This is a genomic window from Actinomycetota bacterium, assembly GCA_040754375.1.
GTDB lineage: Bacteria > Actinomycetota > Acidimicrobiia > Acidimicrobiales > AC-14 > JBFMCT01.
Genome location: JBFMCT010000010.1, coordinates 19,797 through 44,854, shown reverse-complemented (window position 1 = coordinate 44,854; position 25,058 = coordinate 19,797). Strand labels below are relative to the sequence as shown.

The window sequence follows — 25,058 nt, the reverse complement described above, 5'->3', positions numbered from 1 at the left end:
GCCGGCTATGCCGCCAGCGAACGCAGCTGCTCCTCGTAGGCGACCGCTGCCGCTATCTGCTCGGTGGGCATCTCGTAGCCGTCGGCGATCTCCTCGATCGATTCTCCGGCGTCGAAGAGCTCCCAGAGTCGCTCAGTGGCGACGCCCTGCACTGACGGACGGCCGAACCGCACGAGAGGATCGATGACGACGGGCGATGCCAGCCCGGCGGGGTGCAGCCGACGCACGTCGCCTCGGCCGGGCGGGTCGAACTCGACCTTCTTGAAGAATCGCTGGGCGTCCTGTGCCAGCAGGATCTGTTGACCGGAGCGGATCACGATGGCAATCGCCGGTGGGATGCCGTTCTTCTCTTGGAGTTCGAGCACGAGCTCCTTGCCGAGGACGTAGGGCTTCGCCGTGGCCAGCGGATAGGGAGTAGCGAACTCGCGACGCAGCTCGTCAATCACCGGGCGGAGCCTCTGGAGGGGCACGCCCTTGCGCCGGTACTCGCGGAGGTAGCCCAGCTCGACGAACTCTCCCCAGGTCACGACGTCCTCGCCTGTCGGCTCCGTGCGAATCACAGGCGGGTATCGAAATCCTTGGCGCTCGTAGCCGTCGAGCCACGCCCGAGCCCGGTCAGCGCGCAGGCCGAGGAGGCCAGCGGCCTCCGAAACGCCGTAGACCGGGCGTTCGAGGATTGAGGTGGAGCGCTTCGTCACTGCCGCATCATGCCCGACGGGAGGCGACGGGCGTGGGCATCGGCGCCGGACGAAACCGCCGGGCTCCGTGGTGTGCTCCTCGATGCCGGTCCTCCTCTGGACCGGATTCATCGAAAGGAGTGCAGTCTTGTCCACGACTACAGCCGTCGTCCTCGTCGGAGATCCCTTGCGGACGGAGCAATCGCCGTCGCCGGGTTCCTCGGGCGGGTACTGCGGGCGCACCCGAAGGAACTACGCCACCCACCTACGCCTCTTCTCGGTCTGGTGCCACGAGGCGAAGTGCGGCCGGAGTGCGCGAGCGGGATCAGCGCTGAGGGACGTTATGCGTGGGCGTGCCCCGGGCGCCTCCTCCTACAGGGGGGTCGGGCGGTATTCGTACTGAACCCGTACCCACTCTTCGGACGTCACCGCCGCAGGAACCGTATGGGCGGTGTCCCCCTTGTAGTGGACCCCGACATCCAGGATGCGGTCTCGCACGCTTCGCGACCGCTTCGCTGGCTCGCTCCAGATGAGCGGCAGAAAGTCTGGCGCGAGGAGTTGGCCCCAAACTTCCACGACGAGCCGAACTGGAAACCGGCTACCGGTGCGCCTGGACAACTCCCGTTCCACGCCGAGCTCTGGAAGAGCGGAGCCCGTCGTGTCGTCCTGGTGACCGACCGGGACTGACCTGAGTCCGACCAGAAGGTGCCGGTAGATCTCGGTCGGGCACACGGCGTTGTCCGGCGGTATCTCCGACACGAAGTGGGTTATCGGTCGGTTGTCCCGTTCGCCTTGCCCTTGGTGGGGGTCAGCGGTCGCTTCTCCTGCTCAAGGAGGGCGAGCTTGGCTTCCGCTACCGCAGCACGGGCCTCGGCTGCCAGCAGGCGGTCGATCAGGGGTTCGACGAACGCGAGCACGCCATCGCCCCACTCTCTGACCGCCGCTGGCGCGTCAGGGAGGCTGGCCGCGGCGGCGAGTCGTCTGCGCAGGGCCTCCACCTCCTTGCCGGCGGTTGCAATCAACACGCGCTCAAGAGGGACTAAGCGTCGACGGCCGTCCTCCCGAACCGGAATGCCTCTGGTTGAACAGGCTCTCAGTATCGTCGAGCGGCTGACGCCGGCGAACCTGGCCGCGTCATCGACGTCGACCCACGTAGGCTCGGTCTCCTCGATCGGATTGGACGTCATCGCTGAAGCGGGACACTACCGGCGGCTCCCGAGCGGGACGTGCCGATCCCCTTCGTGTGCCGCGAACGCGAGATGGCTGGCGAACCGATCGGTACTCGCGGGGCCGGTCGCCAGCGGGAGGCGCCCCCCTAATCCACTACGCGATCCCGGGATGCCGGTCAGAGCCTCGAGCGCGAGGGTGCCGTCAAGGACGAGCGTCCGCGCCCCACTTCGGGGCCATCCGATACAGCGGAGGTGCAGCGATGGTGAGCCGCGCAAACCCGAACCGGGCCAAGGAAGTCGGTGCCGTGGCACTGGACGCCTACGCTCGAGCGTCTCTCGAGGCCATGATCGACCGGGTGAAGGCCAAGCTGGCCGAGTTGGGCCCGGCGGTGGCCCTGCACGAGCGGGAGCTCGCCGAAGCCGCGATCCTGGACGCCCTGGCGGCGATCCAAGAAGGCAAGCGAGCCGACAAGCTCCGCGCCCGTCAAGTGGAACTCGAACACATCCTTCTCAGTCTGACGGAAACCGCGGCCGTGACCGGCGACGCCCCGACGCGTCGCGGCGGCGACCGGTAGCGCGTCCGTCAGCTGAGCCCGAACGACGGGCCGGCACTCGGCGCCGCCCTACCCTCCGGGGTCGCCGGCGTCGTTCGGGCACGAACTGTTTCGTCGGCCTCGGGCACCACGTCGACAGCTGGTGGCGAGCCAAACGGGCGAGATCATCTGCAACGAGTGCCTGGAACTCTGCGGCGAGATCATGACGGAGGTGCCGGACTTGCGGTGCTACAGCATCACCGCCTTCGGGCGAACGGTGGAACGCCACGTGACCTACTCGACTGAATGGTCCGCCCCGTTGCCAGACACGATGAAGATGCGGGCCAGCTCCCCAGCGCCTGCGAGGCTAACTTCGAAAGCGCCGGAATCGAATCGAGGCAGCCCTGGATGTGCTGGCGCCTCGGACGGTGGTCACCTCGCCACAGGGCCTCAACCACGGTCTCGCCCATCGACTCGCGCTTCGGAGAGGCGCCCCGAACAACGAGCACGGCATACAGGACCAGGTGTCCCCTGACCGCCGGGTAGGTGGGACACTCAGGACCGCGTGACCAGCGGGGCGGTCAGCACCGCCCGACTTCGGCACCGGTGGCGCGCTCAGGTAACGCGAAACCTTCAGGTAGGCCGGTACACGTCGGCTCGGTGGTCGATCCGCAGGATGGTCACGGTCATAGCGTCGTCGTCGACCTCGTACACAACCCCGTAGGGGCCGCGCCGCCCTGCCCACAACCTGGCGAATTCGCGCTGCAGGGGATGGCCGACTCTCCGTGGGTTCTCGGTGAGCGGACCGAGCATGAACTCCACGACCGCCGCGGCGACGGCTTCAGGCAGGCGGGCGAGGGATCGCTCCGCTGTCGCGGCAACGACCAGCTCGTAGGTGCCCTCACCCACCCAGGTACCTGTTACGAAGGTCGGCGGCCCCCACGACGCGGCCCGCGGCCACATCTTCGCGTGCGGCCTGGATCTCCGCCACGGCATGGGGATCCGAGAGCAGGTCCAGCGTGTCCTCCAGGGCCGCGAGGTCTGCCGGGCTCATGATGATCGCAGCAGGGCGGCCGTTGCGCGTGAGCACCACCCGCTCGTGGGTGCCTTCCACTCGGTCGACGATCTCGGAGAGGTGGGCCTTGATATGAGCCAGGGATAGCGTCTCAGACATGACCCTAATTCTAGTCACCGTCAAGATCCTGCCAAAGGGTGGCAAGCACGTCACGATCCCTCTCGCCCCCCGAACCTCGCGAGCCATCCGGTAGATCGACGAGCGAGCAACCAGACCGATCTTCATCGGGGACAATGGAGGCCGGATGGACCGCTACGCCGCGGATCGAACGGTCAAGCGCCTCACCCACCTGGCTGGCATCGCCAAGAGGATCAGCCCCCACTGCTTGCGCCACGGCTTCATCACAGCCGCTCCGGATACCGGGGTGCCGCGGCGCGACGTGCAGGAGGCCGCCTCACACGTCGATCCCCGCACGACGATGAGCTACGACCGTGGACGTGGCTCTCTCGACGGTCACGCCAGCCTTGATGGCAGAGCGCTGGCCCGGGCGTGGGCCGCGGCAGGAAGTCCCCCCGGTCTATGGGCCCGGAACGGCACCGAGCTGCTGCATCAACCCCAACATATCAAGTCGCACCCAGTTCTCGACGGCCTTGCCTTCGTCGATACGCCACATGTCCATGTACTTCACGTGAACCTTCTTGCCGGTTGCGGGAATGCCCATGAACTCCCCGTCGTGCGTTCCGATGAAATGGCCTCGCGTACACACGATGTCTCCCTCGCCGATGGTCTGTTCCACAACGATCTTCATGTCGGGGAATGCGGCGAAGAAGCCGCCCATCACTGACTTCAACCCTTCGGGGCCCGGCTCCGGCGCAGGCATGTCGTGGTTTACATAACGGGCGGCGATGAAGGACTCGAACACTGACGGGTCCCGTTCGTTGATCGCCTTCTCGAACATCTGTCGGACGAGCTCTTGGTTGTCCCGGACACCCATTGTCCAGACCTCCCGCTTGCACGCGGCTTCCCACTTCAGGCAGCCGACCCGGTAAGAGACGCTACCAGCAGACCGCAGCGCAACTCGCAACCTGCGGAGGCCTCCGCCCTGCATTGAGAGGCTGTCGACAAGGGCGTCCTCCGTTTGGGGATCTCGCGATGCAGTAGCGATCCTGGTTTCCGTTGCTCTCCGAATCGCACGATTGCGGCACGATTGGTGCACGTGAGAAGGCCGTCGACGATCGCTCCTGTTGCCTTGTGCGGCTACTAGCACAGCAGCCCCTTCAGGGTCCCTTGGCGCGAGGAACGGCGTAGCCTTACAACGCCGGCGTGCGGGGGCCCGCCGGTCGAAGGGAGGAGGAGCGATGGCACATCCGAACACCGAGGTTCTGCGGCGGGCAGACGAGGCCATGGAGAGCGGCGACATCGAGGGATTCTTCTCGCACTACACCGAGGATGTCGTCGTGCATGTGACTGGCAGCAGCCGGCTGGCTGGCGACTACGCGGGCCTCGATCAGCTACAGGGCTTATTCGGACGCTTCCTCGAGGCGATGGGCGAGTACACCTTCCAGAACCACGCATACCTCGCTGACGACGAGCATGGGATCACCCTTCAACGAGGAAAGTCCGTACGCGACGGGGAGACGCGAGAGTTCAACGAGGTCTTTGTATTCCACTTCCGCGACGGCAAGATCTCCGAGATGTGGTACCTGCCGGTCGACCAAGCCGCAGTGGACGGCCTGATCGGGTTCACGTCCTAGCCTCAGGGGAGGGTCCGGTCCTGCCGTCGGCGCCCGACAACGGCACATACGCGGCGCAAGGTAAGCGCGCTCAGCGAGAGAGGCGGTGGCGTTGGACGCCCGCACCGGTGCCGAACGGTGGCGCGTCCCGGCAGGCGGGGCGAGCCCCGAACCCCGGCGGTCCATGGCCGGTCCTCGCTCGGGCTAGCCCGGCGCTGAGCGTTCAGGTGGAGCCCAGCCGGGCGGCTACGTGTGCCCGCATCGATCGCCACTGTTCAGCCGGCAGTGGCGGCAGGGCGTATATCCAGGTCATGAGGTAGATCCCCCTCAACTGCACCATGCCTTCGGGCCGGGCGACGAGAAGGACGTGCAGGTGCGCCCCGCCGTCGCCCCAGCGGTTGAGATGGACCCGCCCCACACCGTCGATCCCCGACAGGGCCCGGTGAGCACGTGCGATCAGCACGCCCAGCTCGGCCGCCAGCTCGTCGGTCAGGTCGTCGAAGTCGAGGTGTGCACGGGAGTGGAGCCAGACGTTCGGCAGCGCCATGGGCTGTTCTGGCATTGCTACCCGCCACCGGTCGTCGGTCCAGACGAACTCCTCGTCCGGGGTACGGCAGTGCCCGCAGTCGTCGGCGTCCTCACCGTGGCGGGGCGGCTCCGGCAGCACCGGGTCCTCGATGTGGCGCACCTGCAGGGTGGCGGTCTCGAAGGGACAGATCGGCTAGAACGCCACCTTGGGCAATGCCAGCCGACCGTCGGGGCCGTAGGCCGAGCGGGCGCGGGCGGTGACCTCGAACGCGTCCAGCCTCGGGGGGTCGTCCACCGGGCCAGGTTAGACAGCCAAGCCGCCGTACCGGGCCGACGCGGCCGAGCAGCGGGGTTGCCTACCTGGAGCCGGGTTGACGGCTGTTGCAGCCACGGGCTGTTTCAACCGGGCCGAGCCGTCAGGTTGCCAGGGGGGAGCGGGCCCGTAGGCGGGGGCGGAGGGCGGCCAGCACACAGACCCCCACGACCAAGGCGTAGGCCCCCCAGCGGGCGGGGCCGATTCCGGCGGTCGATGCCAGTTGGCGGAGGTTGGTGAACAGCAGGAGGCCGCCGACAGCCACCCCCAGGGCCCGGGCGGGCAGGAAGCGGACCACCCAGGCGGCCAGCGGCGCGGCCAGCACCCCGCCGGCCAGCATGGCCAGGACGATGCCGAAGTCGACCCCGCCACCGCCGATGGACGCCAGCAGGGACCCCGAGGCCACGACGGCCACGGCCACCTCGGCGGTGTTCACCGAGCCGATAGCGAAGCGGGGCGTGAGGCCCCGGTGTAGCAGGAACGGGGTCACGACCGGTCCCCACGCGCCCACCAGGCCGTTGGTGACGCCCCCGACGGCGGCCACCGCGGCGGTGCCTCTGTCGTCGTAGTGCCGCAGCGCGGCCTCTTCGGCGGCACCGTCTTGGTCGGTACCACCCTCGTCGCCACCGCCGTCGGCGCCCCGCCCGGGCTGGCGCGGGGCTCGGGCCGGCAGGGGCAGGCTGAAGCGCAGGAGGATGCGGGCGGCCATCACCAGCAGCAAGCAGGACAGCACCGGCTTGAGGGTGTCGCCGTCGACGCTGGCCAGGACCGTGACCCCGATCAGGGCTCCGGCACAGCCGGGCAGGGCCAGGCGGCCGACGAGCCGGTGGTCGATGTTCTCGAAGCGCCAGTGGGCGATGGCCCCGCTCAGGCCGGTGGCCACCTTGGCCAGGTTGACCGTCGTCGACACGGCCGCGGGCGACAATCCGCCGCCCAGCAGGATGCTCGACGACGTCGGCCCGAAGCCCATGCCCAGGGCGCCGTCGACCAGCGAGGCCAGGAACCCGGCGATGAACACGACGACTAGTTCGTTAATATCCACCAGGTTAGTTGGAATATAGCTTGTTGTCCACTAATCCGGTCGACAAGAGGGGGTTTCGACAACTTCTGGTTGTCTAGGTCCGTTCGACAACCTAGAGTTGTCGCCATGGCCAACCCCACTCTCCCGGGCAACGTCCGCCTCGACGACCTGATAGATGCCATCCGCAAGGTCCACGACGACGAGCTCCAGCAGCTCACCAGTGCGGTGGTGGCCGCCGACCACTTGGGCGAGCTGGCCGACCACCTCATCGGCCATTTCGTGGACCAAGCCCGGCGGTCGGGCGCCTCGTGGACCGAGATCGGCCGGGCCATGGGGGTCACCAAGCAGGCGGCCCGTAAGCGGTTCGTCCCCAAGGGCCCGGGCGATGCCGACGACCTCGCGTCCAACGGCGACTTCAGCAGGTTCACGCCCCGGGCCCGCAACGTGGTCATGGCCGCCCACAACGAGGCCCAGGCGGCCGGCAACGACCTGGTCGGCGCGGCCCACCTCGTGCTCGGCCTGCTCAGCGAGCCGCAAGCCGTGGCGGCCAAGGCCATCGTCGCCGCCGGGGTGGGCCTCGACGCCCTCCGGGAGGCGGCCACCGCCGCCTTGGCCCCCCGGGCCGCCGACCCGCCGGCCCTCGTCCCCTACGGCCCTGACGCTCGCAAGGCCCTGGAGGTCACCATCCGCCAAGCCCTGCGCCTCGGCCACAACTACGTCGGTACCGAGCACATCCTGCTGGCCCTGCTCGAGACCGGTCCCCCCGACGGCCCCTTGGCCGCCGCCGGCCTCGACCCTACGACCGTCGAGAGGCTCGTGGTCGCCGAGCTGGCCAGGCTCGGCTGACTGCCCACCGCCCCCGCCTCAGGTGGTGACCGACAACACCGCCAGCGAGGCCACCAGGGCGGGGGCCGTGACCATCGCGCCGACCGAAACGAACCGCCGCAGGGGCACCCTCACGCCGCCCCGGCGCAGGAGCTCGACCCACAGCAGACCGGCCAACGACCCGATGGGCAGGAGCCGGGGGCCGAGGTCGCCCCCCACCAGGGCGGCCAGCAGCAAGCTGTCCTCCCCGCCCGCGGCCTCGAGGCTGAGCAGGTTGATCAGTGCCATCGGGTGGTTGTTGAGCACCGCCGACCCAGGGCGGAAACCGCACCCACCAGGGCCAGGCCGGTGTCGATTGGTTCTTGGGACTTCTGGAACAGCTCCAGCTCGGGGACACCTTCGATGATCCCGGGTTGGGCGTCGTGCAACTGGACGACGCCGGCCGTGATGGCCAGGTCGAGCAGCCGGGTGTACGCCACCACCGACCACATCCCGGCGTTGTGCAGCAGGGCCAGCATGAGGCCGGCGCCCACCGCGTAAGCCAGAGCGAACGACGCAGCCAAGTCGGCAGCGCCCCGGCGCTCGGTCCTCACACCGTCCCCGACGACTACCTTGCCCATCCCGCCCTCCCAGTGCACCGCCGTCATAGCACACCACCGAGTGCCGGCGTCGGACGAAGGTCAGGGGGCGGGGGCGGGGGTGGTCAGCGGCGGTGGCGCCCCACGAACCGGCCCAAGCGGGTGGGACCGTCGCGCGCCACCCGGCCCAGGACCTCGCCCGCGGCCCGCGCCCGAGCGGTGGCTGCCCTGGTGGCCGCGTCGATGGCCCGGTCGGCCAGGTCGGCCCCGCCCACGGCCCGGGCCTCGGCCCGGCGCTGCCTACGGGACGGGGCGAAGTAGGTCGTCCGCCGCACGAGCACGACCATGGCCAGGGCCATACCCTCGGCCACGGCCACCAGCATGACGTTGCCGAAGCCGAACACGAGGGGGCTGGCGGCCAAGGCCACGGCCACGGCCACGTCGAGGCGCCGGTGCAGCTTTCGTCCCACCAGGCGCAGGGCCCCCAGGGGGCCGTCGGTCGAGGCCGCCAGGCTGACCAGGAGCAGCCCACCCACGATGGTGGGAACCACGGCCGGGCCGGTCAGGCGGATGGCCAGCGACAGGAGCATGAAGCCCAGCAGGTATTCCACCAGTTGGTGGGCCCAGAAGCCGATAGGTGCCCGCCCCTTCACCGGCCGGTCAGAGCATCCCCATGAGGTCGGCCAGGTTGATGGGGCGGGCGTTGCCGGCCCGGCCCAGGGCCCGGTTGAGGCCAGCTTGGGCGTCGTTCACGTGGGCCAGGACCGACTGGGTGAAGTCGCCGAACTTGCGACCTTGGGCCGGACCGGCAGGCACGACCGTGCGCAACAGGCGGTTGGGGTCGGACATCAGCTCGGGGGTTGCCACCTGGTTGAGCACGACCCGGTAGGTGCTCAAGACCTCCCCCACCGAGTCCTGGAGCCGGTAGAACTCCCAGAGCATCTCGAAGTCGACCAGGTCGGGCAGGGTCGAGCGGGCCGGGTCGGCGCCTACCCCGGTCAGCACGGCCTCGATGGTACGTTCGATCAGCCTGGTGGGGGCGGCGCACACCCGGCCCGTCTCGGGACGCACGAGCTGGCGGCGCTCCTCGGCGTAGGCCATGACGTCGGCGGCCGTCATCTCCTTGTCGGGCCCCAGGTCGTTCTCGAGCTGGACCGAGAACGAGAAGACGCCCCGGCTGGCCTTGAAGATCGAAGCCACGAAAGCGGGCAGGGCCCCGTGGGCAGGCACGGGGTTGTGCGCTCGGTGGAAGAGCACGTGGGCCAAGCTGACACCCAGATAGCTGGTCACGAACAGGCGGCGGGGGGCGCCCGCCGCCTGGGGCTCCTTGGCGCGGTGCTGTTCGGCCAGCCAGGCGAACCCGTCGAGGATGGCGCCGACGTCGTGGCGCAAGGCCTCGTAGGCCGACACGTTCATGGGCCCGCCCAGGCGTGACGGGGTGTCCTGGTAAGGCGCGGGGACGGTCTCCATGGCGATGCCCGCCCGCTTGGCCTTGCGGACCGCTGGTTCGGGGGCCGAGTCCTCGAGCAGCAGCCGGCCCGTCTCGTCGGTCTGGTCGCTCAGGGCCAGCAGTTGGCCGATGCGCATACCGGGCCGGGGGCTCCCGCCCGGCGGTGGGCCCGCCGGCCCGGGCCGACCGGCGGCCACGGCCTCGGGACCGGGGCCTTCGGCGGGCGACCGGTGGCGGGCCAGCACCTCGCCCCGTAGGCCCCGGACGACGACGTCTCCCCCCAGGGCGCGCGCCGCCTCGACGGCTTCGTCGCGGCTGGGATGGCGGCTGTGGCGTGTGGACTGGGCCTCGGGGTGGACATCCCACCCGCCGACGGCGTTGGGCTCAACCACCCAGGTCAGCTTGGCCTCCGGGTGGTCGGGAGGTGGGGGCCGGGCGCTGGGGGGGGCGCGCCCTGGGGGCGCCGTCGCCCTGGTGGTTGCCGGCCACCGGTCGTGGTCGCGGCCGGCGGCTCAGGCTGCGTCGCCGGGGGGGGCGCTCTTCGACGCTGATGCCGATGCCCCCGACCACGTCACTGATGAGGTTGTAGAGGACGGCCATGAGGACGTTGGCCAGGCTGCCGAGTACGACCAGGATGGCCCCGCCGATCACCGACGACCGTAGGATCTGGTCAGGGTTGAACGAGAAGTCCTCAGAAGCGATCAGCTCGCCGATGAAGCTCTCGATGTTGCCCCGCACCCCGCTACCGGTGGCCGCGGCCCACAGTACGAGGCCGGCCACGATGATCACGAAGTACATGCTGGCGTACAGCAGCACGGAGAACTTCAGGATCGTCCACGGGTCGACTCTTCGGATGGTGAGCCGGCTTCGCCGTCCCTGGGGCATGGGACTCCTTCGCGCGGGCCCCCCGGAGACCACCCGGGTGCCGCGCCGGTCCTGTTCGTCGTTCGGGCGCAGACTACCGTCGCTCGGCGGCCCACCCGTGGCGGGAGGGCTGGGCCCGGCTGGGAGGGCCGGGCTTCGAGGTGCCGCGCCTTGCTCGGGCTCGATCAGGGCCACGGCCCCGTCGATACCCGATCACCGACGGATCGAACCAACCGCGGTTGGATCAGGGTGGGCCGCCGGCCGCGCCGGCCTCGCCGCGGCGGGCGCGGCCCACGGCCTCGGCCGGCCCGACCCGGACCGTGACCCGGGTGTCTGGACCGACGGTCTCGTAGCGGACCACCGACGCTCCGTTGGCCTGGGCCACCTCATGGGCGGCCGCTTCCCCCTCGGCCGCACCAGCTAGGGCGGCGGCGTCGGCCGCCGTGCGGGCCGTGGCCCGGGCCACTGCTGCCTCGCCCACCCGGCCGAGCAGCAGGGCACCTCCCCCGGCCATCACCATGGCCAGGGCCACCAGGGGCAGCACCGAGCCCCTCTGGTTGCGTCGTGATAAGTGCACGGGCGCGCCTTTCCTCCGTGAGAAGAACTCAGGGGGAAGGGACCGCCGTGCCCGTCATGTTAGCGCCGGTACGGCTCAGTCGTCGCCGGTGAGCACCAGGGCCACGCCCGCCACCGTTTGGCCGGCGTCGAGGTTCATGACCTTGACGCCGGTGGCGTCACGGCCCTGCGACGAGATGCCCCGCACCGACTGGCGGTTGGTGATGCCGGCCGAGGAGATGAGCAGGATCTCGTCGTCGATGCCGGCCATGAAGGCGGCTACCACGTAACCCCGGCGGGCTGTGAGCTTGATGCCCTTGACCCCCAGGGTGCCCCGGCCCTTCTTGGGGAAGCGCTCCACCTTGGTGCGCTTGCCGTAACCCGCGTCGGTGACCAGCAGGATGTCGGCGTCGGCCCGGGGGACATCGCATGACACGACCTCGTCGTCCTCGCGCAGGCGCATGCCGATCACACCCTGGGCAGCCCGGCCCGAGGCCCGCACCTCACCCTCGTCGAAACGGATGGTCATGCCTGTGCGGCTGACCATGAAGATGTCGTCGCCCTCGTTGGTTTGGATGACCCGAACCAGCTCGTCGCCCTCGCGCAGGTTGATGGCGATGATGCCGGCCCGCAGCGAGGAGTCGTACTCGGTGAACCGGGTCTTCTTGACCTGGCCCCGCTTGGTGGCGAAGAACAGGTACCGGCTGGTTTCGTAGTCGCGGGTGTCGATCACGGCCTGGATACGCTCGTCGGGCCCGAGCGGCAGGAGGTTGACGATGGCCGTGCCCCGGGCCGTACGCTCCTTGACCGGGATCTCGTGGGCCCGCAGCCGGTATACCCGCCCCCGGTTGGAGAAGAAGAGCAGGTAGGCGTGAGCCGTCGTAGACAGGATGCGGGTTACGTAGTCGTTGTCCTTGAGCTTGGTGCCCGAGATGCCACGGCCGCCCCGGGCTTGGGTACGGAAGGCGTCGGCCGTGACCGTCTTGATGTAACCGGCCTTGGTCATGGTGACCACCAGCTCCTCGTCCTCGATGAGGTCGAGGCTGTCGAGGTCCCCGGGGTCGAAGGTGATCTCGGCCCGGCGGGCGGTGGCGTGCTTCTCGCGTACCTCGCCCATCTCGCTCTTGATCACGCCCCGCAGCTTCACGGGGTCGGCCAGGATCGACTCGAGCTCGGCGATGGCCTCCCGCAGCTTGGCCATCTCCTCCTCCAGCTCGTGGCGGCCCAGGCGGGTCAGGCGGGAGAGCGTCATGTCCAAGATGTGCTCGGCCTGCTCCTCGCTGAACGAGAAGGGCTCGGAAGTCAGGCCCTGCCGGGCGTGGGCCTTGTCGTCGGACCCCCGGATGAGGGCGATGATGGCGTCGATCATGTCGAGCGCCTTGAGCAGGCCCTCGACGATGTGGGCGCGGGCGCGGGCCTTGTCGAGCCGGTACTGCGAGCGGCGGGTGACCACCTCGACCTGGTGTTCGACGTAGTGGCTCAGCAACTGGGCCAGGTTCAGCGTGCGGGGCACGCCGTCGACCAGGGCCACCGTGTTCACCGCGAAGTTGGTCTGCAAGGGGGTGTACTTGTAGAGGTTGTTGAGCACGACGTTGGAGTTGGCGTCGCGCTTGAGATAGATGACGATCTTGGTCAGGCCCTTGGCCGACAGGTTGTCGATGTCTCGGATGCCCTCGAGCTGGCGGCTGTCGACCAGCTCCTGGATCTTCTCGGCCACGGCCCGCACGCTGACCTGGTAGGGCAACTCGGTGACGACGATCTCCTCGCCCCGCTTGCCCTCTTTGATCTCCGCCTTGGCCCGCATCTTCACCGAACCCCGGCCGGTGCGGTAGGCGTCCATGATCCCTTGGCGGCCCAGGATGTAGGCGCCCGTCGGGAAGTCAGGGCCCTTCACGAAGGCCATGAGGTCGTCCGGGGTGGCGTCGGGGTTGTCGATCAGGTGGACGGTGGCGTCGATGACCTCGCCCAGGTTGTGGGGAGGGATGTTGGTGGCCATGGCCACGGCGATGCCTTGGCTGCCGTTCACCAGCAGGTTGGGGAACCGGGCCGGCAGCACCGAGGGCTCGCGGAACTCGCCCGAGTAGTTGTCGACGAAGTCGACCGTGTCCTCGTTGATTCCGGCCATGAGGCCCATGGCCAGCGGGTGCAGGCGGCACTCGGTGTAGCGCTCGGCGGCCGCCTCGAAGTCGGTGGAGCCGTAGTTGCCGTGGAAGTCGATGAGCGGATGGCGCAGGCTGAAGGGCTGGGCCATGCGCACCAGGGCGTCGTAGATGGCCTGGTTGCCGTGGGGGTGGTACTTGGCCATCACGTCGCCCGAGACCCGGGCGCACTTGACGTGGGGACGGTCGGGGCGGAAACCCTGCTCGAACATGTCCCACAGGATCCGCCGGTGGACCGGCTTGAGCCCGTCGCGCACGTCCGGCAGCGCCCGGGACGTGATCATCGCCAGCGCGTAGACGAGGAACGACTGCTCCATCTCCTCTTGGAGCTCGATCGGCTCGATGAGCCCGAACGGGAGGTTGCCCTGGTCGCTCATATGTCGAGGAACCGCACGTCCTTGGCATTGGTCTGGATGAACTGCTTGCGGACCTCGACGTCGTCGCCCATGAGGACCGAGAACACCTCATCGGCCAGGGCCGCCTGCTCGACCGATACCTGCAGCAGCGTGCGGTGGTTGCGGTCCATGGTGGTCACCCGCAGCTCGTCGAAGTCCATCTCCCCCAGGCCCTTCAACCGCTGGAAGTCGTTGCGGTGGTTGGGGTGTTCGGCCATGAACCGGTCCTTGGCCGAGTCGTCTTTCAGGTAAGCCTTCTCCTTGCCCACGATCGTCGAGTAGAGCGGGGGCTGGGCGATGTAGACGTAACCCTTGGAGACCATGTCGGTCATCTGCCGGTAGAAGAACGTGAGTAGCAGGGCTCGGATGTGGTTGCCGTCGACATCGGCGTCGGCCAGCACGATCACCTTGTGGTAGCGGATCTTGCTCACGTCGAACTCGTCGCCCACACCGGCGCCGATGGCCGAGATGAGGGACTGGATCTCGGCGTTCTTGAGCATCTTGTCGAGCCGGGCCCGCTCGACGTTGAGGATCTTCCCCCGGATGGGCAGGATGGCCTGGGTCACCGGGTCGCGGGCGTTGATGGCCGAGCCGCCGGCTGAGTTGCCCTCCACGATGAACAGCTCGGACTCCTCGGGGTTGCGCGACGAGCAGTCGGCCAGCTTCCCGGGTAGGCCCGCGCCCTCGAGCAGTGTCTTGCGGCGGATGACCTCGCGCGCCTGGCGGGCGGCCAGCCGGGCTCGGGAGGCCTGGATGCCCTTCTGCACGACCTGGCGGGCCTCGGTCGGGTGCTCCTCGAGCCACTCCGCCAACTTCTCGTTGGTCACCCGCTCGACCAGCGAGCGTATGGAGACGTTGCCCAGCTTGGCCTTCGTCTGGCCCTCGAACTGGGGTTCACGCAGCTTCACCGACACGATGGCGGTGAGGCCCTCGCGGATGTCCTCGCCGAGGAGGTTGTCCTCCTTCTCCTTGATCAGGTTCTTGGCCCGGGCGTACTTGTTGACCACGTTGGTCAGGGCCTTCTTGAAGCCCTCCTCGTGCATACCGCCCTCGACGGTGGCGATGCCGTTGGCGAAGCTGAAGATGCCCTCGTGGTAGCCGGTGTTCCACTGAAGGGCGACCTCGACCTCCTGCTCGGCCTCCACCGCCTCGAAGTGCCCGACCCGCTTGAAGAGGGCCTCTTTGGCGTGGTTCACGTGGCGGACGAAGTCGACGATGCCGCCCGCGTACCGGTAGACCTGCTCCTGCTCGTGGCCCGGGCGCTCGTCGCGGAAGCGGATCTCCAGGCCCTTGTTGAGGAACGCGTAGATCTGCAGGCGCTCGAGGATCGTGGTGGCCCGGAAGTCGGTGCCCTCGGAGTTGAAGATCGCGGGGTCGGGCCAGAATGCAACTGTCGTGCCCCGGCGGCTGCGGGGGGCCTTGCCGACAACCTGCAGGCGGCCCTGGGGGCGGCCCCCGTTCTCGAAGACGACGTGGTAGCGGTCGCCGTTCTGGTCGACAGTCAGCTCGAGCCGGCGGGACAACGCGTTGACCACCGACACACCGACGCCGTGCAGGCCACCCGAGACCTTGTAGCCCCCGCCGTCGCCGAACTTGCCCCCGGCGTTGAGCATGGTGAAGGCCACCTCGGCCCCCGTCAGCCCTCGCACCTTGGGGTGGGGGTCGGTGGGGACGCCTCGGCCGTCGTCGACGACCCGGCACCCTCCGTCAGCCAGGAGCGTCACGTCGATGCGGGTGGCCCAGCCGGCCATGGCCTCGTCCACCGAGTTGTCGACGACCTCGTAGACGAGGTGGTGGAGCCCGTTGAGCCCGGTGGACCCGATGTACATGCCGGGCCGCTTGCGGACGTGCTCCAAGCCCTCGAGGACGGTGATGTCCTTGGAGCCGTAGGACCCGGTTGCCTGCTGAGCCAAGTAGTTGCGGTTCCCTTCTTCGAGACGCGAAGACCCAAGCGGGAGGGGGTCTGTCGGCACCCCCAGGATACCAGGACAGCCGCTGATTGCAGCGGAGGCTGCGCCCCCGGCGCACGGCTGAGCCGGCTCCCCCATCCCCGTCCGGCTCGCTGGCGCTCGCGCGGTCGGATGCGCCGCAGGCGCCTGTTTAGCTCGGGGGCTGCGCCCCCGGCGCACGGCTGAGCCGGCTCCCCCACCCCCGCCCGGCTCGCTGGCGCTCGCGCGGTCGGAGGCGCCGCAGGCGCCTGTTTACCTCGGGGGCTGCGCGGGTTGGAGGCGCCGCAGGCGCCTATTTCTGTCGGACCACGACTCGTACGCGGGTCACCGCCGCGGTTCCCACGACCTCGTTCACCCGGCGCTTCATGTCGTCTTCCAAGTAGGAAAGCTGGGCCGCCCAGGCCGGCTGGTCGGCACCGACGGTCAGGGTGCCCCGCTGCAGCGACAGGGGTCGCGAGTGAGCGGCCACGGCCTCGCCCACGATGGCCGGCCAGCGTTCGAAGATCGTGGCCAGGGCGCCGGCCGAGGGGGCGCCCAACGAGCGGGTGATGCGGTCGAGCGAGCGGCCCAGGCGGCGGGGTTCGGGGGGCGGGGAGAACGGCTTCCAGGTCATGCCTGCTGGCCTTGGGACAGCTGGCCGCCCGCGACGCGCAAGACCCGGTCGGCCACGATGCCCTCGGGAAGGGGGCCAGCCGTTGTGAGCACGGCTTGCCCGTTGGTCGAGCCCGGACCACCCACGATGGCCGGGAGGCTGTCCAGCAGGGCCTGGCTGCGCAGGTGGTCGAGCTCGGAGAACACGTCGTCGAGCAGCAGCAGCGGTGGCTCGCCCACCTGCTCGGTGACGGCTTGGTGGGCCGCCACCCGCAAGGCCAGCGCCAGGGAGCGCTGCTCGCCTTGGCTGGCGTGGGTGCGGGCCGGCATGGACGTGATCGTGAGCGCCAGTTCGTCGCGGTGCGGGCCCACGAGGCTCACCCCTCGGCGCAGCTCGTCGCGCTGAGCGGCGGCCATGGCGGTCGCCATGCCGGTCGCCATCCACGAGGACTCGTAGGCCATGGTCACCTCGCCGCCCGCGGCCAGCTTCTCGTAGGCCGACGCGACCATGGGCCCCAGCCGGATGACCAGCGCGGCCCGGGCCGAGCCCAGGGCCTCGCCTGTCTGGGCCAGGCGGGTGTCCCACACGGCCAGCGTGGGCGCGGTGTCGTCATTGAGGCGCCCGCCTATCTGGGCCAGCAGGGCGTTGCGCTGGCGCAGGACCCGCTCGAAGTCACGGCGGGCGGCGTCGTGGCGGGGGTGTAGCGCGGCCAGCAGATCGTCGAGGTAGCGGCGCCGGCCAGTGGGCCCGCCCTTGACCAGTTCGAGGTCGTCGGGCGAGAAGACGGTCACCCGCAGGGCGCCGGCCAGCTCACTGCCCTTGCGCAGGGGTTGACGGTTCACAGTCGTGCGGCCCCGGCCCCCGGCCCGCACCTCGCACTCGATGAGCAGCTCCCGGCCCGCCCTGGTCCCCTGGCCCCGGACCACCGCCTGGGGGGTGCCCGTCCTCACCAGCACCTCGTTGGCCGCCCCCCGGAACGACGACAGGGTGGCCAGGTAACCAACGGCCTCCAGTAGGTTGGTCTTGCCCGCCCCGTTGTCACCCACGACAGCCAGCAGGCCGGCGGGAAGAGACAGCTCGGCGGACTGGTAGTTGCGGAAGTCGGACAGCCACAACCGGTCGAGGCGCACCGCTCCTCGACGGACTTACGAAACCCGTACGGGCATCAGCAGGTAGAGGTAGTCGGTGCCCTCGGTGGGCCGGACGGTAGCCGGCTTGAGCGAGTCGAGGGTCTCGAGGGTCACCTCGTCGCCCGGGCATGCCTCGATCCCGTCGATGAGGAACTCGGGGTTGAAGGCCACGACCATCTCGCCACCCTCGTACTTGGCCTCGACATCCTCCCGGGCCTGGCCGACGTCTTGGGTGATGGCGCTCAGCTCCACGGTCTCGGGACCGAGCGACAGCCGCACCGGGGCCGCATCGCGCGCCATCAGCTTCACCCGGCGCACGGCATCGAGGAACGGGCTCTTGGCGATGGTCAGGCGGTTGGGGTAGTGCGGGGGGATCAGCTGGCCGTAGTTGGGGAACTCACCCTCGAGCAGGCGGGTCGTGAGCCGGACGTTGCCCACCGAGAAGCTGGCCTCGTCGGGGCCGAGGCGGAGCTCGACCTGGGTGGCCCCGCCCAGCAGGCGGGTCAGCTCGCCCAGGGCCCGAGAGGGGACGAGCACGTGCTGGCCCTCGGCCAGAAGCGTCGTGCCCGGCAGGTCGCGCAAGGCCAGGCGGTAGGAGTCGGTGGACACCAGGCGCAGGCCCCGGGGCTCGGCCTCGAACAGCACCCCGGTGAGGATCGGCCGGGAGTCGTCGCGGCTGGCGGCGGGCACGACCTGGTGAAGGGCGCCGGCCAACTGCAGGGCGTCGAGGCTCACCGGGTCACCGCTCACTTGGGGAAGGCGCAGGAACTCCTCGGCCGGCAGCACCCGCACGGCGAACTGCGAACGGGCGGCCGCGATGACGGCTTCGCCCCCGTCGACCGAGAACGTGACCGCCCCCGGTTCCAGGGCACGCACGATGTCGGTGGCCAGGCGGGCCGGGACGACACAGACCCCGGGCTCATGGCCGGTGACGGCCACCTCGACCTGGACAGTGAGGTCGAGGTCGCTGCCCGCGAGGTGCAGGGTGCTGTCGGCCAGCTCCATCCGGATCCCCGACAGCGCCGGCAGGGCGCCCCCCCGGGTGGCGGCCGCACGTCCGGCGGTGGCCATAGCTTCGACCAGTGCGTCTCGTTCGGCTCGGAACCTCATGTCGCCATCCTGTTTAGTGCCCCCGGAGGGGTGCGACTAGCACTGCTCTCTAGATGGAGATCTCTCTTTAGGAAGAGCAGTAGGGCCTGTGGATTGTGGATAACCGGGATCCTAGCCGCTCAGCGGGGTGAAATGACATCGATGTGCTTCCCCAGGCACGAGATCCTGGGTGGGGGCCCAGGCCAAGGCTGTGGGCCCGGCGCCGAGGGCCCCCATGCTGGGCGAGCTTTTCCCCAGGGTTGTCCACGGCCCGATCAGCACGGCTGGATCACCCACCACTACGGATGCGGTGGATGAGGGCCGTCACCTGGTCGTAGATGGGCCGTCGTTCTTTCATGAGCTGGGAGATCTTCTCGACGGCGTGCATGACCGTGGTGTGGTCACGGTCGCCGAAGACCCGGCCGATAGCCGGGTAGCTGAAGTCGGTCAGCTCCCGGAAGACGTACATGCCGACCTGGCGGGCCTGGACGAGCGGCCGGCTGCGGCTCTTGCCACACAGCTCCTCCACGGGGTGGCCGAACATCTCGGCGGTGGCGTCGAGGATCATGGTGGCCGTGATGCGCCGGCCGGCTGTGCCCCCGATGAGCTGGCCGAGCACCTCTTCGGCCAGGGCCGGCGACAGGGTGACCCCGTTCAGGCTGGCGTAGGCCGAGGCCCGCAGCAAGGCGCCTTCGAGCTCGCGGATGTTGTCGGTGATGTGGGTGGCGATGTACTCGAGGACCCCGTCGGGGATGGGCACGGGCTCGGCGGCGGACATCTTGCGCAGGATGGCCAGCCGGGTCTCCAGGTCGGGAGGCTGGACGTCGGTGATGAGGCCCCCCTGGAAGCGGCTGCGCAGCCGTTCCTCGAGGGTGGCGATGTTGCGGGGTGCCCGGTCCGAGGAGATCACGATCTGGCGCCCGGCCGAGTGGAGGTGGTCGAAGGTGTGGAAGAACTCCTCCTGGAACCGCTCCTTGTTCTCGATGAACTGCACGTCGTCGATCAGCAGGACGTGGCAGTCGCGGAAGCGGCGCTTGAAGGCAGCCATGGCGTTGGTGCGGATGGCGTCGACGAACTCGTTGAGGAAGGTCTCGGTCGAGACGTAGCGCACGTTCATGCCCGGGTAGTGGCGGTGCACGTAGTGGGCGATGGCGTGCAGCAGGTGGGTCTTGCCCAACCCGGTACGCCCGTAGATGAACAGGGGGTTCCACGACCGGGCCGGCTGCTCGGCCACGGCCAAGGCGGCCGCGTGGGCGAACCGGTTGGAGTCGCCGATCACGAAGTCGTCGAAGGTGAACTTGGGGTTCAACGGGCTGTCGCCGGTCGGGGCCGCGGGGACGGCCGCGGGGGGGGAGACGCCGCCCGGCGGCTCGGCCGGGATAACGGCCCCCGTGCCCGGGAGCACTGTTCCCGGGAGCACTGTTCCTGGGAGCACTGTTCCCGGGAGCACTGTTCCTGGGAGCACTGTTCCCGGGAGCACTGTGGCCGTGGACGCGGCCAGCGGGCTGGTTGCCGAGGGGCCGGTTGCCGAAGGGCTGGTCGCCGAAGGGCCGGCGGCCGGAGCAGCCGCGGCCGGAGCGGCCAGCGGGCTGGTGGCCAAGGGGCTCGGCCCCGAGCTCGCCGGGGGGCTGGGCGGTGGCCCGTCGTCGGGGGCAGCGTCGGTGTAGACCTCGAGCACCACTTGGTGGGGGTGGCCCGTGACCTCGGCGAGGACCTGTTGGATGCGCTCCAGGTGTCGGGCTTCGATGCGTTCTTTGGCCAGCGCGCTGGGCACACTCACCAGGAGCCGGTGCCCGTCGAGGTCACGCGCCCTCGCTCCCGCCAGCCATGTGTTCCAGGTGCCGTCGGGGAACTCGTCGCGCAACCTCCCGACGCAAGCGGCCCAGAGGTGGTCCGCGCCTGCCAACCACTCACCTCCCACGACAGTCCACGAGTTATCCACAATCGGTGGATAACTCGGGCTCCCTTTCCGTGCGGCGGTCATCCGGTGAACGCCACCGGTACAGCACAGGGCCGGGAAAGTGGGGGACCCGTTCGCCCGGGGGCCGCTTCCCCGGACACTGCACCGAACCGTACCATCCCCTAAGGGGCCGCGATCAAGGCCGATTTTGTTGGGTTTTTTGCCTTTGGCGGCGGGAGGGGTGTGGGGGCGTAAGCTATCTGGGTCTCAGAGCTCCCCCCGCCGGGCCGCGCCCGGCCGGCAGGCTCACCGTTCCCTTTCGGGGAGGCCATGAGTGAAGCGTCCTTACCAACCCAACAACCGCAAGCGGGCCAAACGCCACGGCTTCCGGCACCGCATGGAGACCCGCGCCGGTCGGGCCATCCTGGCCGCTCGGCGGCGCAAGGGGCGCCACCGCCTGTCCGCCTGAGCGGCCCCGCCGCCTTCGCGGTGCTACGTCGCAAAGGTCGACGGGTGCGCAGGGGGCCGGTGACGGTAACCTGGGTGGCTGGTGACCCAGGCAGTTCGCCGCGGGTCGCGTACGCCGTCGGCCGCCAGGTCGGAGGTGCAGTGGTCCGTAACCGGCTACGACGCCGGCTACGGGAGATCATCCGCCAGGCCAGTGCCGACCTATCCCCCGGGGACTACCTCGTGGGTGCGGGGCCTGCGGCGGCGGCCATTTCTTACGGAGAGCTGAGAGCGACAGTGACCGAAGCGCTGCGTGCGGCAACGGACCGCCGACATTGAAGCGCGCCCCGGCCGATCCACAGTCGAGCCCTGTGACCTCTCCACCACTATCGGTGATGTCTCGGGCGCTGGTCGTGGTGGTCAAGGCCTACCAGGCTGTGCGCGCCGGGCGACCCTCTCCGTGCCGCTACTGGCCCACCTGTTCCAACTACGCCCTCGAGGCGGTCACCCTCCACGGTGCGGGCCGTGGGTCGTGGCTAGCGGCCCGCCGCCTGGCCCGGTGCCATCCCTGGGGCGGCCAGGGCATCGACCTCGTACCGGAGCGGAGTACCTGATGAGAAAGCAGAGCCACCGATCCCTGTGAACGCCGTCCCGCTCCTCGCTGCCGAGAAGTTCTGGATCCTCGACCCCCTCTACGCCCTCCTCGGCCAGCTCCTGGCCTGGTTCTACGCGCTGGTCCCGTCCTACGGGGTGGCCATCGCCCTGCTGACGATGGCCGTGTCGGTCCTGCGTATGCCCCTGGTGGCCAAGCAGGTCAAGTCCCAGCAGGAGATGCAGAAGATCGGGCCCGAGCTCAAGAGGGTCCAGGCCAAGTACAAAGCCGACCCCCAGAAGCGCAACGAAGAGATGATGCGCCTCTACAAGGAGCACAACGTCAACCCGTTCGCCGGGTGCCTGCCGTTGCTGCTGCAGATGCCGCTGTTCATCGTGCTCTACCGGCTGATCCTGCAGCTCAACACCCAGCCCGAGCCCAAGCACGTGCCCCGGGGCAGCGAGCTGTTCGACGCCCTGGTGGCCGCGGGCGGCAGCATGCAGTCGTTCGGCATGGACCTCTCCCGGCGGGCGGCCGACATCAGCGGCTTCACCAACCTCCTCCCCTACCTGGTCCTCATCGCCCTGGTGCTGGCTACCGGCTTCTACCAGCAGAAGCAGATGACGGCCCGCATGCCCAAAGACGGTGCCAACGCCCAGATCCTGATGATGACCAAGGTCATCCCCATCTTCCTGGCGGTCGTCTCCTGGACGATCCCCGCGGGGGTCGTGGTCTACTTCTTCATCTCCAACCTGTGGCAGATCGGCCAGCAGGGTTACCTCTTCCGGCGCCAGCAGCTACGGGAAGCAGCCGAGCCCCCTAAGGGCAAGGGCGGCGGTACGGCGGTCAGCACCCCTAAGCCCAAGGCGCCGGCGTCCGGCGGGGCTTCGAGCAACGGGACCAGTACTCGCGGCGGGAAAGGACGTTCGAGTGCAACTGGGGCCGGCGCCGGAGCGGGCGGGACCAAGGACCGGGCCGACGTTGCCCCGGATGTCGACCCCGGGGCCGGGGACGAGGATGTCGACGACGACGGGCCTGTCGACGACGGCGGGGACACCCGGCCCGCGCCCCGGGTCAATGCCGGTGCGGACGAGGCGGCGACGGCGGGCGCCCCTGCCCCAGGCGGTTTCATGGCCAGGCTGGCCAAGGCCCTGGGCACACCTAACCCCAACAAGGGACTGGGCGGGGGCACCGCGGGAGTGGCCCGTCCACCCCGGCAGAAAGCCCCGCGTGCCCGGACCGAGTCGTCCGGTAACGGCAAAACCGCTGGTAAGGGCGGTTCTGGGGCAGGCGGGAAGTCATCCGGAGGGAACCGGCCGGCGGGCCGGTCGGGAAGCAACGGACGGGTGACGCCCCGCGGGAGCAGCGGGCGCGCCCAGGGTAAGGGAGGCTCTTCGAGCCGCTCCAAACCCCGGAACACGCGACGAGGGAAGTAGTTGTGGAGTGGGTCGAGGTAACCGGAAGAACGGTCGAAGAAGCTAAGGAGTCGGCTCTCGAGGTACTCGGGGTTGACGAGGCCGAGGCCGAGTTCGAGGTGGTGGAGGAGCCTCGCGCCGGGCTGTTCGGGCGCCTGCGCTCCGAAGCCCGGGTGCGGGCCAGGGTGGCGCCCAGCTCCCCTCGCCCCAAGCTGGACCGGCGCGATCGCCGGCGAGAACGTGACTTCGATCGCCGACCGGCCGGGGGGGAGAGCCCAGGAGGCGGCAGCGAGGCTACGGCCCGCGGCGGCGATCGACCACGTCGTTCGGGTGGTGGTGAGGCCACGTCGCCGACTGGCCCGGCTGGCCCGTCGGGCCGCGGCCGGGGCGGCCGCAGACGCAGGGGTGGCCGGACAGGCGGCGAGGCTGGGGCCGGCGACCGGGCCGGCGCTTCGGGAGCGGCCCGCACCGTCGCCGGTGGCGGTGGCGCGGACAGTGGTCGAGCCGGTGTCAGAGCCCAGTCCGGGGGGCCGGGGAGAGCCGGTGTGAGTCACCTACAAGACGATCTGGAGGGCAGTGTGAACGATTCTGATGGCGCCGAAGAGGGGGCCGACGAGGTCGAGGTGGCCGAGACGTTCCTGGCAGGGCTGCTGGAAACGTACGGCGCGTCGTTCACGATCGAGCGTCGTGAGCTGGAGGACGACCTCGTCGAGCTGAGCGTCAAGGGCGACGACCTCGGCTTGCTGATCGGCCCGCGAGGCCAGACCCTGGCCGCCATCCAGGAACTGACCAGGACGGCCGTCCAGCGCCGGTCGCGTGGGCGTTCGAGCCGGATCATCCTCGACATCTCCGGGTACCGCCAGGCCCGCAGGGCGGCACTGGAGAGGTTCGCCAACCAGGTCGCCGAACAGGTCATCGCCTCGGGGGTGGCCAAGGTGCTCGAACCGATGATCCCGGCCGACCGCAAGGTCGTCCACGACGCCATCAACGCGATCGAGGGCGTGACGACGACCTCCGAGGGCGAGGAACCCCACCGCCGGGTGGTCATCAAGCCGGCCTGACCCCCCGTCAGGGCCCTCTCCCGGGGGCCCGGCCCGGGGCACCCGGCCTGCCCTGGTAGTTGCCATCAACGTCGGGTGACTGCTCGGCCGCCTCGTTCCACCTCGGTCCAACGGCTGAGGCGCGCGCGCCGGTGGTGCATGATCGGGACGTGGCCAGCTTGGATGGTTCCGACGTGGCCCGGCTGGAGGCGGTCCTGGGCGAGGGACAGAAGCAGGGCCTACTCGGACCTGGCCCAGTATCGGTCCAGGTCAGGCACGCGCTGGCCATGGCCGAGCACATCGCGCCACCAACCGGACCTGCCCTCGACCTGGGGACGGGCGGTGGCCTTCCTGGTCTGGTGTTGGCCGCCTGCTGGCCCTCCACACGGTGGTACCTGCTGGACGGCCGAGAGCGCAGTACCCGGTTCGTGGGGGAGGCCGTCGAGGAGCTGGGTCTTGGCGGGCGGTGCACGGTCCTAGCCGGCCGAGCCGAGCTCATGGGCCATGACCCTACGCACCGGCATCAGTACGACCTGGTGGTGGCCCGGGGCTTCGGGCCGCCGGCAGCTACCGCCGAGTGTGGGGCGCCGTTCCTGCGTACCGGAGGCAAGCTAGTGGTGAGCGAGCCGCCCGGGGGCGACGAGCGTCGGTGGCCAGCAGTCGCCATGAGGGGCCTGGGGTTGGAGCTCGACCGCTTGGTGGCGGATGGGGAGGTGTCGTTGGTTGTGTTCACGCAGGTCGAGCCGGCCCCCGACCGGTTCCCGCGACGGACCGGAGTTCCAACAAAGCGCCCGCTCTTCAGTGTTTCACGTGAAACCAATACTTGATAGTCAGGTCGAGACCAGTCAAGATACCCAGCAGTGCCCCATCTCACGGTGGGCCGGAAAGCCTCCAGGGATCTGGAGCCCGGTCGTCATCCCGCCTCCGACGCCAGCGAGGCCCGCTGGTCGGTCGAACCCCTGGTCTCGCCGTGACCGACGACGAGGGGCGCCCGAACGCGAGCCGGATGAGAGCATCAATCGAGGCTCCGAGGGCGACTCAGGGATGTCCATGACGGCGGCCCCCTTCCCTTCGTCCCCGGTCGACGCT

The 25,058-nt window shown here is 69.5% G+C and carries 29 protein-coding genes and 1 pseudogene; 11 read left to right on the top strand and 19 right to left on the bottom strand.

Annotation, left to right across the window (positions count from 1 at the left end):
- Positions 1-5 precede the first annotated feature (5 nt).
- Together AB1673_06520 and AB1673_06515 are read right to left on the bottom strand one after the other, a co-directional pair.
- On the bottom strand, positions 6-698 hold the full coding sequence (locus AB1673_06520; protein ID MEW6153628.1) for a DUF433 domain-containing protein: 693 nt from the start codon (positions 696-698) through the stop codon (positions 6-8).
- A gap of 746 nt (positions 699-1,444) precedes the next feature.
- A complete protein-coding gene (locus AB1673_06515) occupies positions 1,445-1,864 on the bottom strand; it encodes a helix-turn-helix domain-containing protein (protein MEW6153627.1) in 420 nt (139 codons plus the stop codon).
- 242 nt (positions 1,865-2,106) lie between these two features.
- Between AB1673_06515 and AB1673_06510 the strand changes: the two genes are divergently transcribed.
- Positions 2,107-2,421, top strand: a complete 315-nt coding sequence (locus tag AB1673_06510; GenBank protein MEW6153626.1) for a hypothetical protein — start codon at positions 2,107-2,109, stop codon at positions 2,419-2,421.
- A 591-nt stretch (positions 2,422-3,012) separates the two neighbouring features.
- On the opposite strand, the gene AB1673_06505 is transcribed toward AB1673_06510, so the two are convergent.
- Positions 3,013-3,288, bottom strand: coding sequence for a type II toxin-antitoxin system RelE/ParE family toxin (locus AB1673_06505; protein MEW6153625.1), 276 nt, complete (start codon positions 3,286-3,288; stop codon positions 3,013-3,015).
- Complete coding sequence (locus AB1673_06500; protein ID MEW6153624.1) at positions 3,281-3,553, bottom strand: type II toxin-antitoxin system Phd/YefM family antitoxin; 273 nt, start codon at positions 3,551-3,553, stop codon at positions 3,281-3,283. Before AB1673_06500 ends, AB1673_06505 begins: the two co-directional genes overlap by 8 nt.
- A 94-nt stretch (positions 3,554-3,647) precedes the next feature.
- Between AB1673_06500 and AB1673_06495 the strand changes: the two are divergent.
- A pseudogene (locus tag AB1673_06495) lies at positions 3,648-3,872 on the top strand (tyrosine-type recombinase/integrase).
- 99 nt (positions 3,873-3,971) lie between these two features.
- On the opposite strand, the gene AB1673_06490 reads toward AB1673_06495, so the two are convergent.
- Positions 3,972-4,352 carry an ester cyclase gene (locus AB1673_06490; protein ID MEW6153623.1) on the bottom strand — a complete coding sequence of 127 codons (381 nt, stop codon included), beginning with the start codon at positions 4,350-4,352 and terminating at the stop codon, positions 3,972-3,974.
- A gap of 400 nt (positions 4,353-4,752) precedes the next feature.
- Here AB1673_06490 and AB1673_06485 point away from each other — a divergent pair, with 400 nt between their 5' ends.
- Both AB1673_06485 and AB1673_06480 read left to right on the top strand, forming a co-directional pair.
- Positions 4,753-5,148, top strand: a complete 396-nt coding sequence (locus tag AB1673_06485; protein MEW6153622.1) for a nuclear transport factor 2 family protein — start codon at positions 4,753-4,755, stop codon at positions 5,146-5,148.
- A gap of 85 nt (positions 5,149-5,233) precedes the next feature.
- On the top strand, positions 5,234-5,335 hold the full coding sequence (locus AB1673_06480) for a hypothetical protein (protein MEW6153621.1): 102 nt from the start codon (positions 5,234-5,236) through the stop codon (positions 5,333-5,335).
- Positions 5,336-5,350: 15 nt separating this feature from the next.
- Here the strand turns inward: AB1673_06480 and AB1673_06475 are convergent, their stop codons facing one another.
- On the bottom strand, positions 5,351-5,815 hold the full coding sequence (locus AB1673_06475; protein ID MEW6153620.1) for a hypothetical protein: 465 nt from the start codon (positions 5,813-5,815) through the stop codon (positions 5,351-5,353).
- 256 nt (positions 5,816-6,071) lie between these two features.
- Complete coding sequence (locus AB1673_06470; protein MEW6153619.1) at positions 6,072-7,010, bottom strand: sulfite exporter TauE/SafE family protein; 939 nt, start codon at positions 7,008-7,010, stop codon at positions 6,072-6,074.
- Between the two features lie 105 nt (positions 7,011-7,115).
- On the opposite strand from AB1673_06470, the gene AB1673_06465 reads away from it, so the two are divergent.
- Positions 7,116-7,835 carry a Clp protease N-terminal domain-containing protein gene (locus tag AB1673_06465; protein ID MEW6153618.1) on the top strand — a complete coding sequence of 240 codons (720 nt, stop codon included), beginning with the start codon at positions 7,116-7,118 and terminating at the stop codon, positions 7,833-7,835.
- 18 nt (positions 7,836-7,853) lie between these two features.
- Here the strand turns inward: AB1673_06465 and AB1673_06460 are convergent, their stop codons facing one another.
- The 12 genes from AB1673_06460 to dnaA form a co-directional block, all read right to left on the bottom strand.
- The gene (locus tag AB1673_06460) at positions 7,854-8,102 is read right to left on the bottom strand and encodes an ArsB/NhaD family transporter (protein ID MEW6153617.1); all 249 of its coding nucleotides are present in this window, start codon (positions 8,100-8,102) and stop codon (positions 7,854-7,856) included.
- The gene (locus AB1673_06455) at positions 8,093-8,461 is read right to left on the bottom strand and encodes a hypothetical protein (protein ID MEW6153616.1); all 369 of its coding nucleotides are present in this window, start codon (positions 8,459-8,461) and stop codon (positions 8,093-8,095) included. The genes AB1673_06460 and AB1673_06455 overlap by 10 nt, the downstream gene beginning before the upstream one ends.
- A gap of 56 nt (positions 8,462-8,517) precedes the next feature.
- Positions 8,518-9,045 carry a hypothetical protein gene (locus tag AB1673_06450; protein MEW6153615.1) on the bottom strand — a complete coding sequence of 176 codons (528 nt, stop codon included), beginning with the start codon at positions 9,043-9,045 and terminating at the stop codon, positions 8,518-8,520.
- A gap of 7 nt (positions 9,046-9,052) precedes the next feature.
- Positions 9,053-10,234 carry a DUF2188 domain-containing protein gene (locus AB1673_06445; protein ID MEW6153614.1) on the bottom strand — a complete coding sequence of 394 codons (1,182 nt, stop codon included), beginning with the start codon at positions 10,232-10,234 and terminating at the stop codon, positions 9,053-9,055.
- On the bottom strand, positions 10,227-10,727 hold the full coding sequence (locus AB1673_06440) for a DUF3566 domain-containing protein (GenBank protein MEW6153613.1): 501 nt from the start codon (positions 10,725-10,727) through the stop codon (positions 10,227-10,229). Before AB1673_06440 ends, AB1673_06445 begins: the two co-directional genes overlap by 8 nt.
- Positions 10,728-10,950: 223 nt before the next feature.
- Positions 10,951-11,283 (bottom strand): hypothetical protein, encoded by a 333-nt coding sequence (locus tag AB1673_06435; protein MEW6153612.1) that lies wholly within the window; start codon positions 11,281-11,283, stop codon positions 10,951-10,953.
- 75 nt (positions 11,284-11,358) lie between these two features.
- Positions 11,359-13,797, bottom strand: a complete 2,439-nt coding sequence (gene gyrA / locus AB1673_06430) for a DNA gyrase subunit A (protein ID MEW6153611.1) — start codon at positions 13,795-13,797, stop codon at positions 11,359-11,361.
- Complete coding sequence (locus AB1673_06425; GenBank protein MEW6153610.1) at positions 13,794-15,728, bottom strand: DNA gyrase subunit B; 1,935 nt, start codon at positions 15,726-15,728, stop codon at positions 13,794-13,796. Before AB1673_06425 ends, gyrA begins: the two co-directional genes overlap by 4 nt.
- A 328-nt stretch (positions 15,729-16,056) precedes the next feature.
- Positions 16,057-16,377 carry a DUF721 domain-containing protein gene (locus tag AB1673_06420; protein MEW6153609.1) on the bottom strand — a complete coding sequence of 107 codons (321 nt, stop codon included), beginning with the start codon at positions 16,375-16,377 and terminating at the stop codon, positions 16,057-16,059.
- Complete coding sequence (locus tag AB1673_06415) at positions 16,374-17,486, bottom strand: DNA replication/repair protein RecF (protein MEW6153608.1); 1,113 nt, start codon at positions 17,484-17,486, stop codon at positions 16,374-16,376. Before AB1673_06415 ends, AB1673_06420 begins: the two co-directional genes overlap by 4 nt.
- A gap of 15 nt (positions 17,487-17,501) precedes the next feature.
- Positions 17,502-18,596: a DNA polymerase III subunit beta gene (dnaN, locus tag AB1673_06410; protein ID MEW6153607.1), complete on the bottom strand. Its 1,095-nt coding sequence runs from the start codon at positions 18,594-18,596 to the stop codon at positions 17,502-17,504.
- 268 nt (positions 18,597-18,864) lie between these two features.
- Positions 18,865-20,559, bottom strand: a complete 1,695-nt coding sequence (gene dnaA, locus AB1673_06405; protein ID MEW6153606.1) for a chromosomal replication initiator protein DnaA — start codon at positions 20,557-20,559, stop codon at positions 18,865-18,867.
- A gap of 250 nt (positions 20,560-20,809) precedes the next feature.
- On the opposite strand from dnaA, the gene rpmH reads away from it, so the two are divergent.
- From rpmH to AB1673_06375, 6 genes are all read left to right on the top strand, one after another.
- Positions 20,810-20,944 (top strand): 50S ribosomal protein L34, encoded by a 135-nt coding sequence (rpmH, locus tag AB1673_06400; protein MEW6153605.1) that lies wholly within the window; start codon positions 20,810-20,812, stop codon positions 20,942-20,944.
- A 20-nt stretch (positions 20,945-20,964) separates the two neighbouring features.
- A complete protein-coding gene (rnpA, locus tag AB1673_06395) occupies positions 20,965-21,261 on the top strand; it encodes a ribonuclease P protein component (GenBank protein ID MEW6153604.1) in 297 nt (98 codons plus the stop codon).
- Positions 21,262-21,317: 56 nt separating this feature from the next.
- Positions 21,318-21,536 (top strand): membrane protein insertion efficiency factor YidD, encoded by a 219-nt coding sequence (yidD, locus tag AB1673_06390; GenBank protein ID MEW6153603.1) that lies wholly within the window; start codon positions 21,318-21,320, stop codon positions 21,534-21,536.
- A 25-nt stretch (positions 21,537-21,561) separates the two neighbouring features.
- Positions 21,562-22,950: a YidC/Oxa1 family membrane protein insertase gene (locus tag AB1673_06385; GenBank protein ID MEW6153602.1), complete on the top strand. Its 1,389-nt coding sequence runs from the start codon at positions 21,562-21,564 to the stop codon at positions 22,948-22,950.
- Between the two features lie 2 nt (positions 22,951-22,952).
- Entirely contained in the window at positions 22,953-23,990 is a 1,038-nt protein-coding gene (gene jag, locus AB1673_06380; GenBank protein MEW6153601.1) for an RNA-binding cell elongation regulator Jag/EloR, read from the top strand.
- A gap of 149 nt (positions 23,991-24,139) precedes the next feature.
- Complete coding sequence (locus AB1673_06375) at positions 24,140-24,796, top strand: RsmG family class I SAM-dependent methyltransferase (GenBank protein MEW6153600.1); 657 nt, start codon at positions 24,140-24,142, stop codon at positions 24,794-24,796.
- Positions 24,797-25,058: the final 262 nt, after the last annotated feature.

Bases quoted from the DNA above. Each gene is read 5' to 3' on its own strand.
- AB1673_06510 (MEW6153626.1), top strand. From the start codon at position 2,107: ATGGTGAGCCGCGCAAACCCGAACCGGGCCAAGGAAGTCGGTGCCGTG.
- AB1673_06485 (MEW6153622.1), top strand. From the start codon at position 4,753: ATGGCACATCCGAACACCGAGGTTCTGCGGCGGGCAGACGAGGCCATG.
- AB1673_06440 (MEW6153613.1), bottom strand. From the start codon at position 10,727: ATGCCCCAGGGACGGCGAAGCCGGCTCACCATCCGAAGAGTCGACCCG.
- AB1673_06490 (MEW6153623.1), bottom strand. From the start codon at position 4,352: ATGTTCGAGAAGGCGATCAACGAACGGGACCCGTCAGTGTTCGAGTCC.
- AB1673_06460 (MEW6153617.1), bottom strand. From the start codon at position 8,102: ATGGCACTGATCAACCTGCTCAGCCTCGAGGCCGCGGGCGGGGAGGAC.
- AB1673_06500 (MEW6153624.1), bottom strand. From the start codon at position 3,553: ATGTCTGAGACGCTATCCCTGGCTCATATCAAGGCCCACCTCTCCGAG.
- dnaA (MEW6153606.1), bottom strand. From the start codon at position 20,559: ATGACCGCCGCACGGAAAGGGAGCCCGAGTTATCCACCGATTGTGGAT.
- AB1673_06465 (MEW6153618.1), top strand. From the start codon at position 7,116: ATGGCCAACCCCACTCTCCCGGGCAACGTCCGCCTCGACGACCTGATA.
- gyrA (MEW6153611.1), bottom strand. From the start codon at position 13,797: ATGAGCGACCAGGGCAACCTCCCGTTCGGGCTCATCGAGCCGATCGAG.
- AB1673_06420 (MEW6153609.1), bottom strand. From the start codon at position 16,377: ATGACCTGGAAGCCGTTCTCCCCGCCCCCCGAACCCCGCCGCCTGGGC.
- AB1673_06455 (MEW6153616.1), bottom strand. From the start codon at position 8,461: ATGACGGCGGTGCACTGGGAGGGCGGGATGGGCAAGGTAGTCGTCGGG.
- yidD (MEW6153603.1), top strand. From the start codon at position 21,318: ATGTCTCGGGCGCTGGTCGTGGTGGTCAAGGCCTACCAGGCTGTGCGC.
- AB1673_06515 (MEW6153627.1), bottom strand. From the start codon at position 1,864: ATGACGTCCAATCCGATCGAGGAGACCGAGCCTACGTGGGTCGACGTC.
- dnaN (MEW6153607.1), bottom strand. From the start codon at position 18,596: ATGAGGTTCCGAGCCGAACGAGACGCACTGGTCGAAGCTATGGCCACC.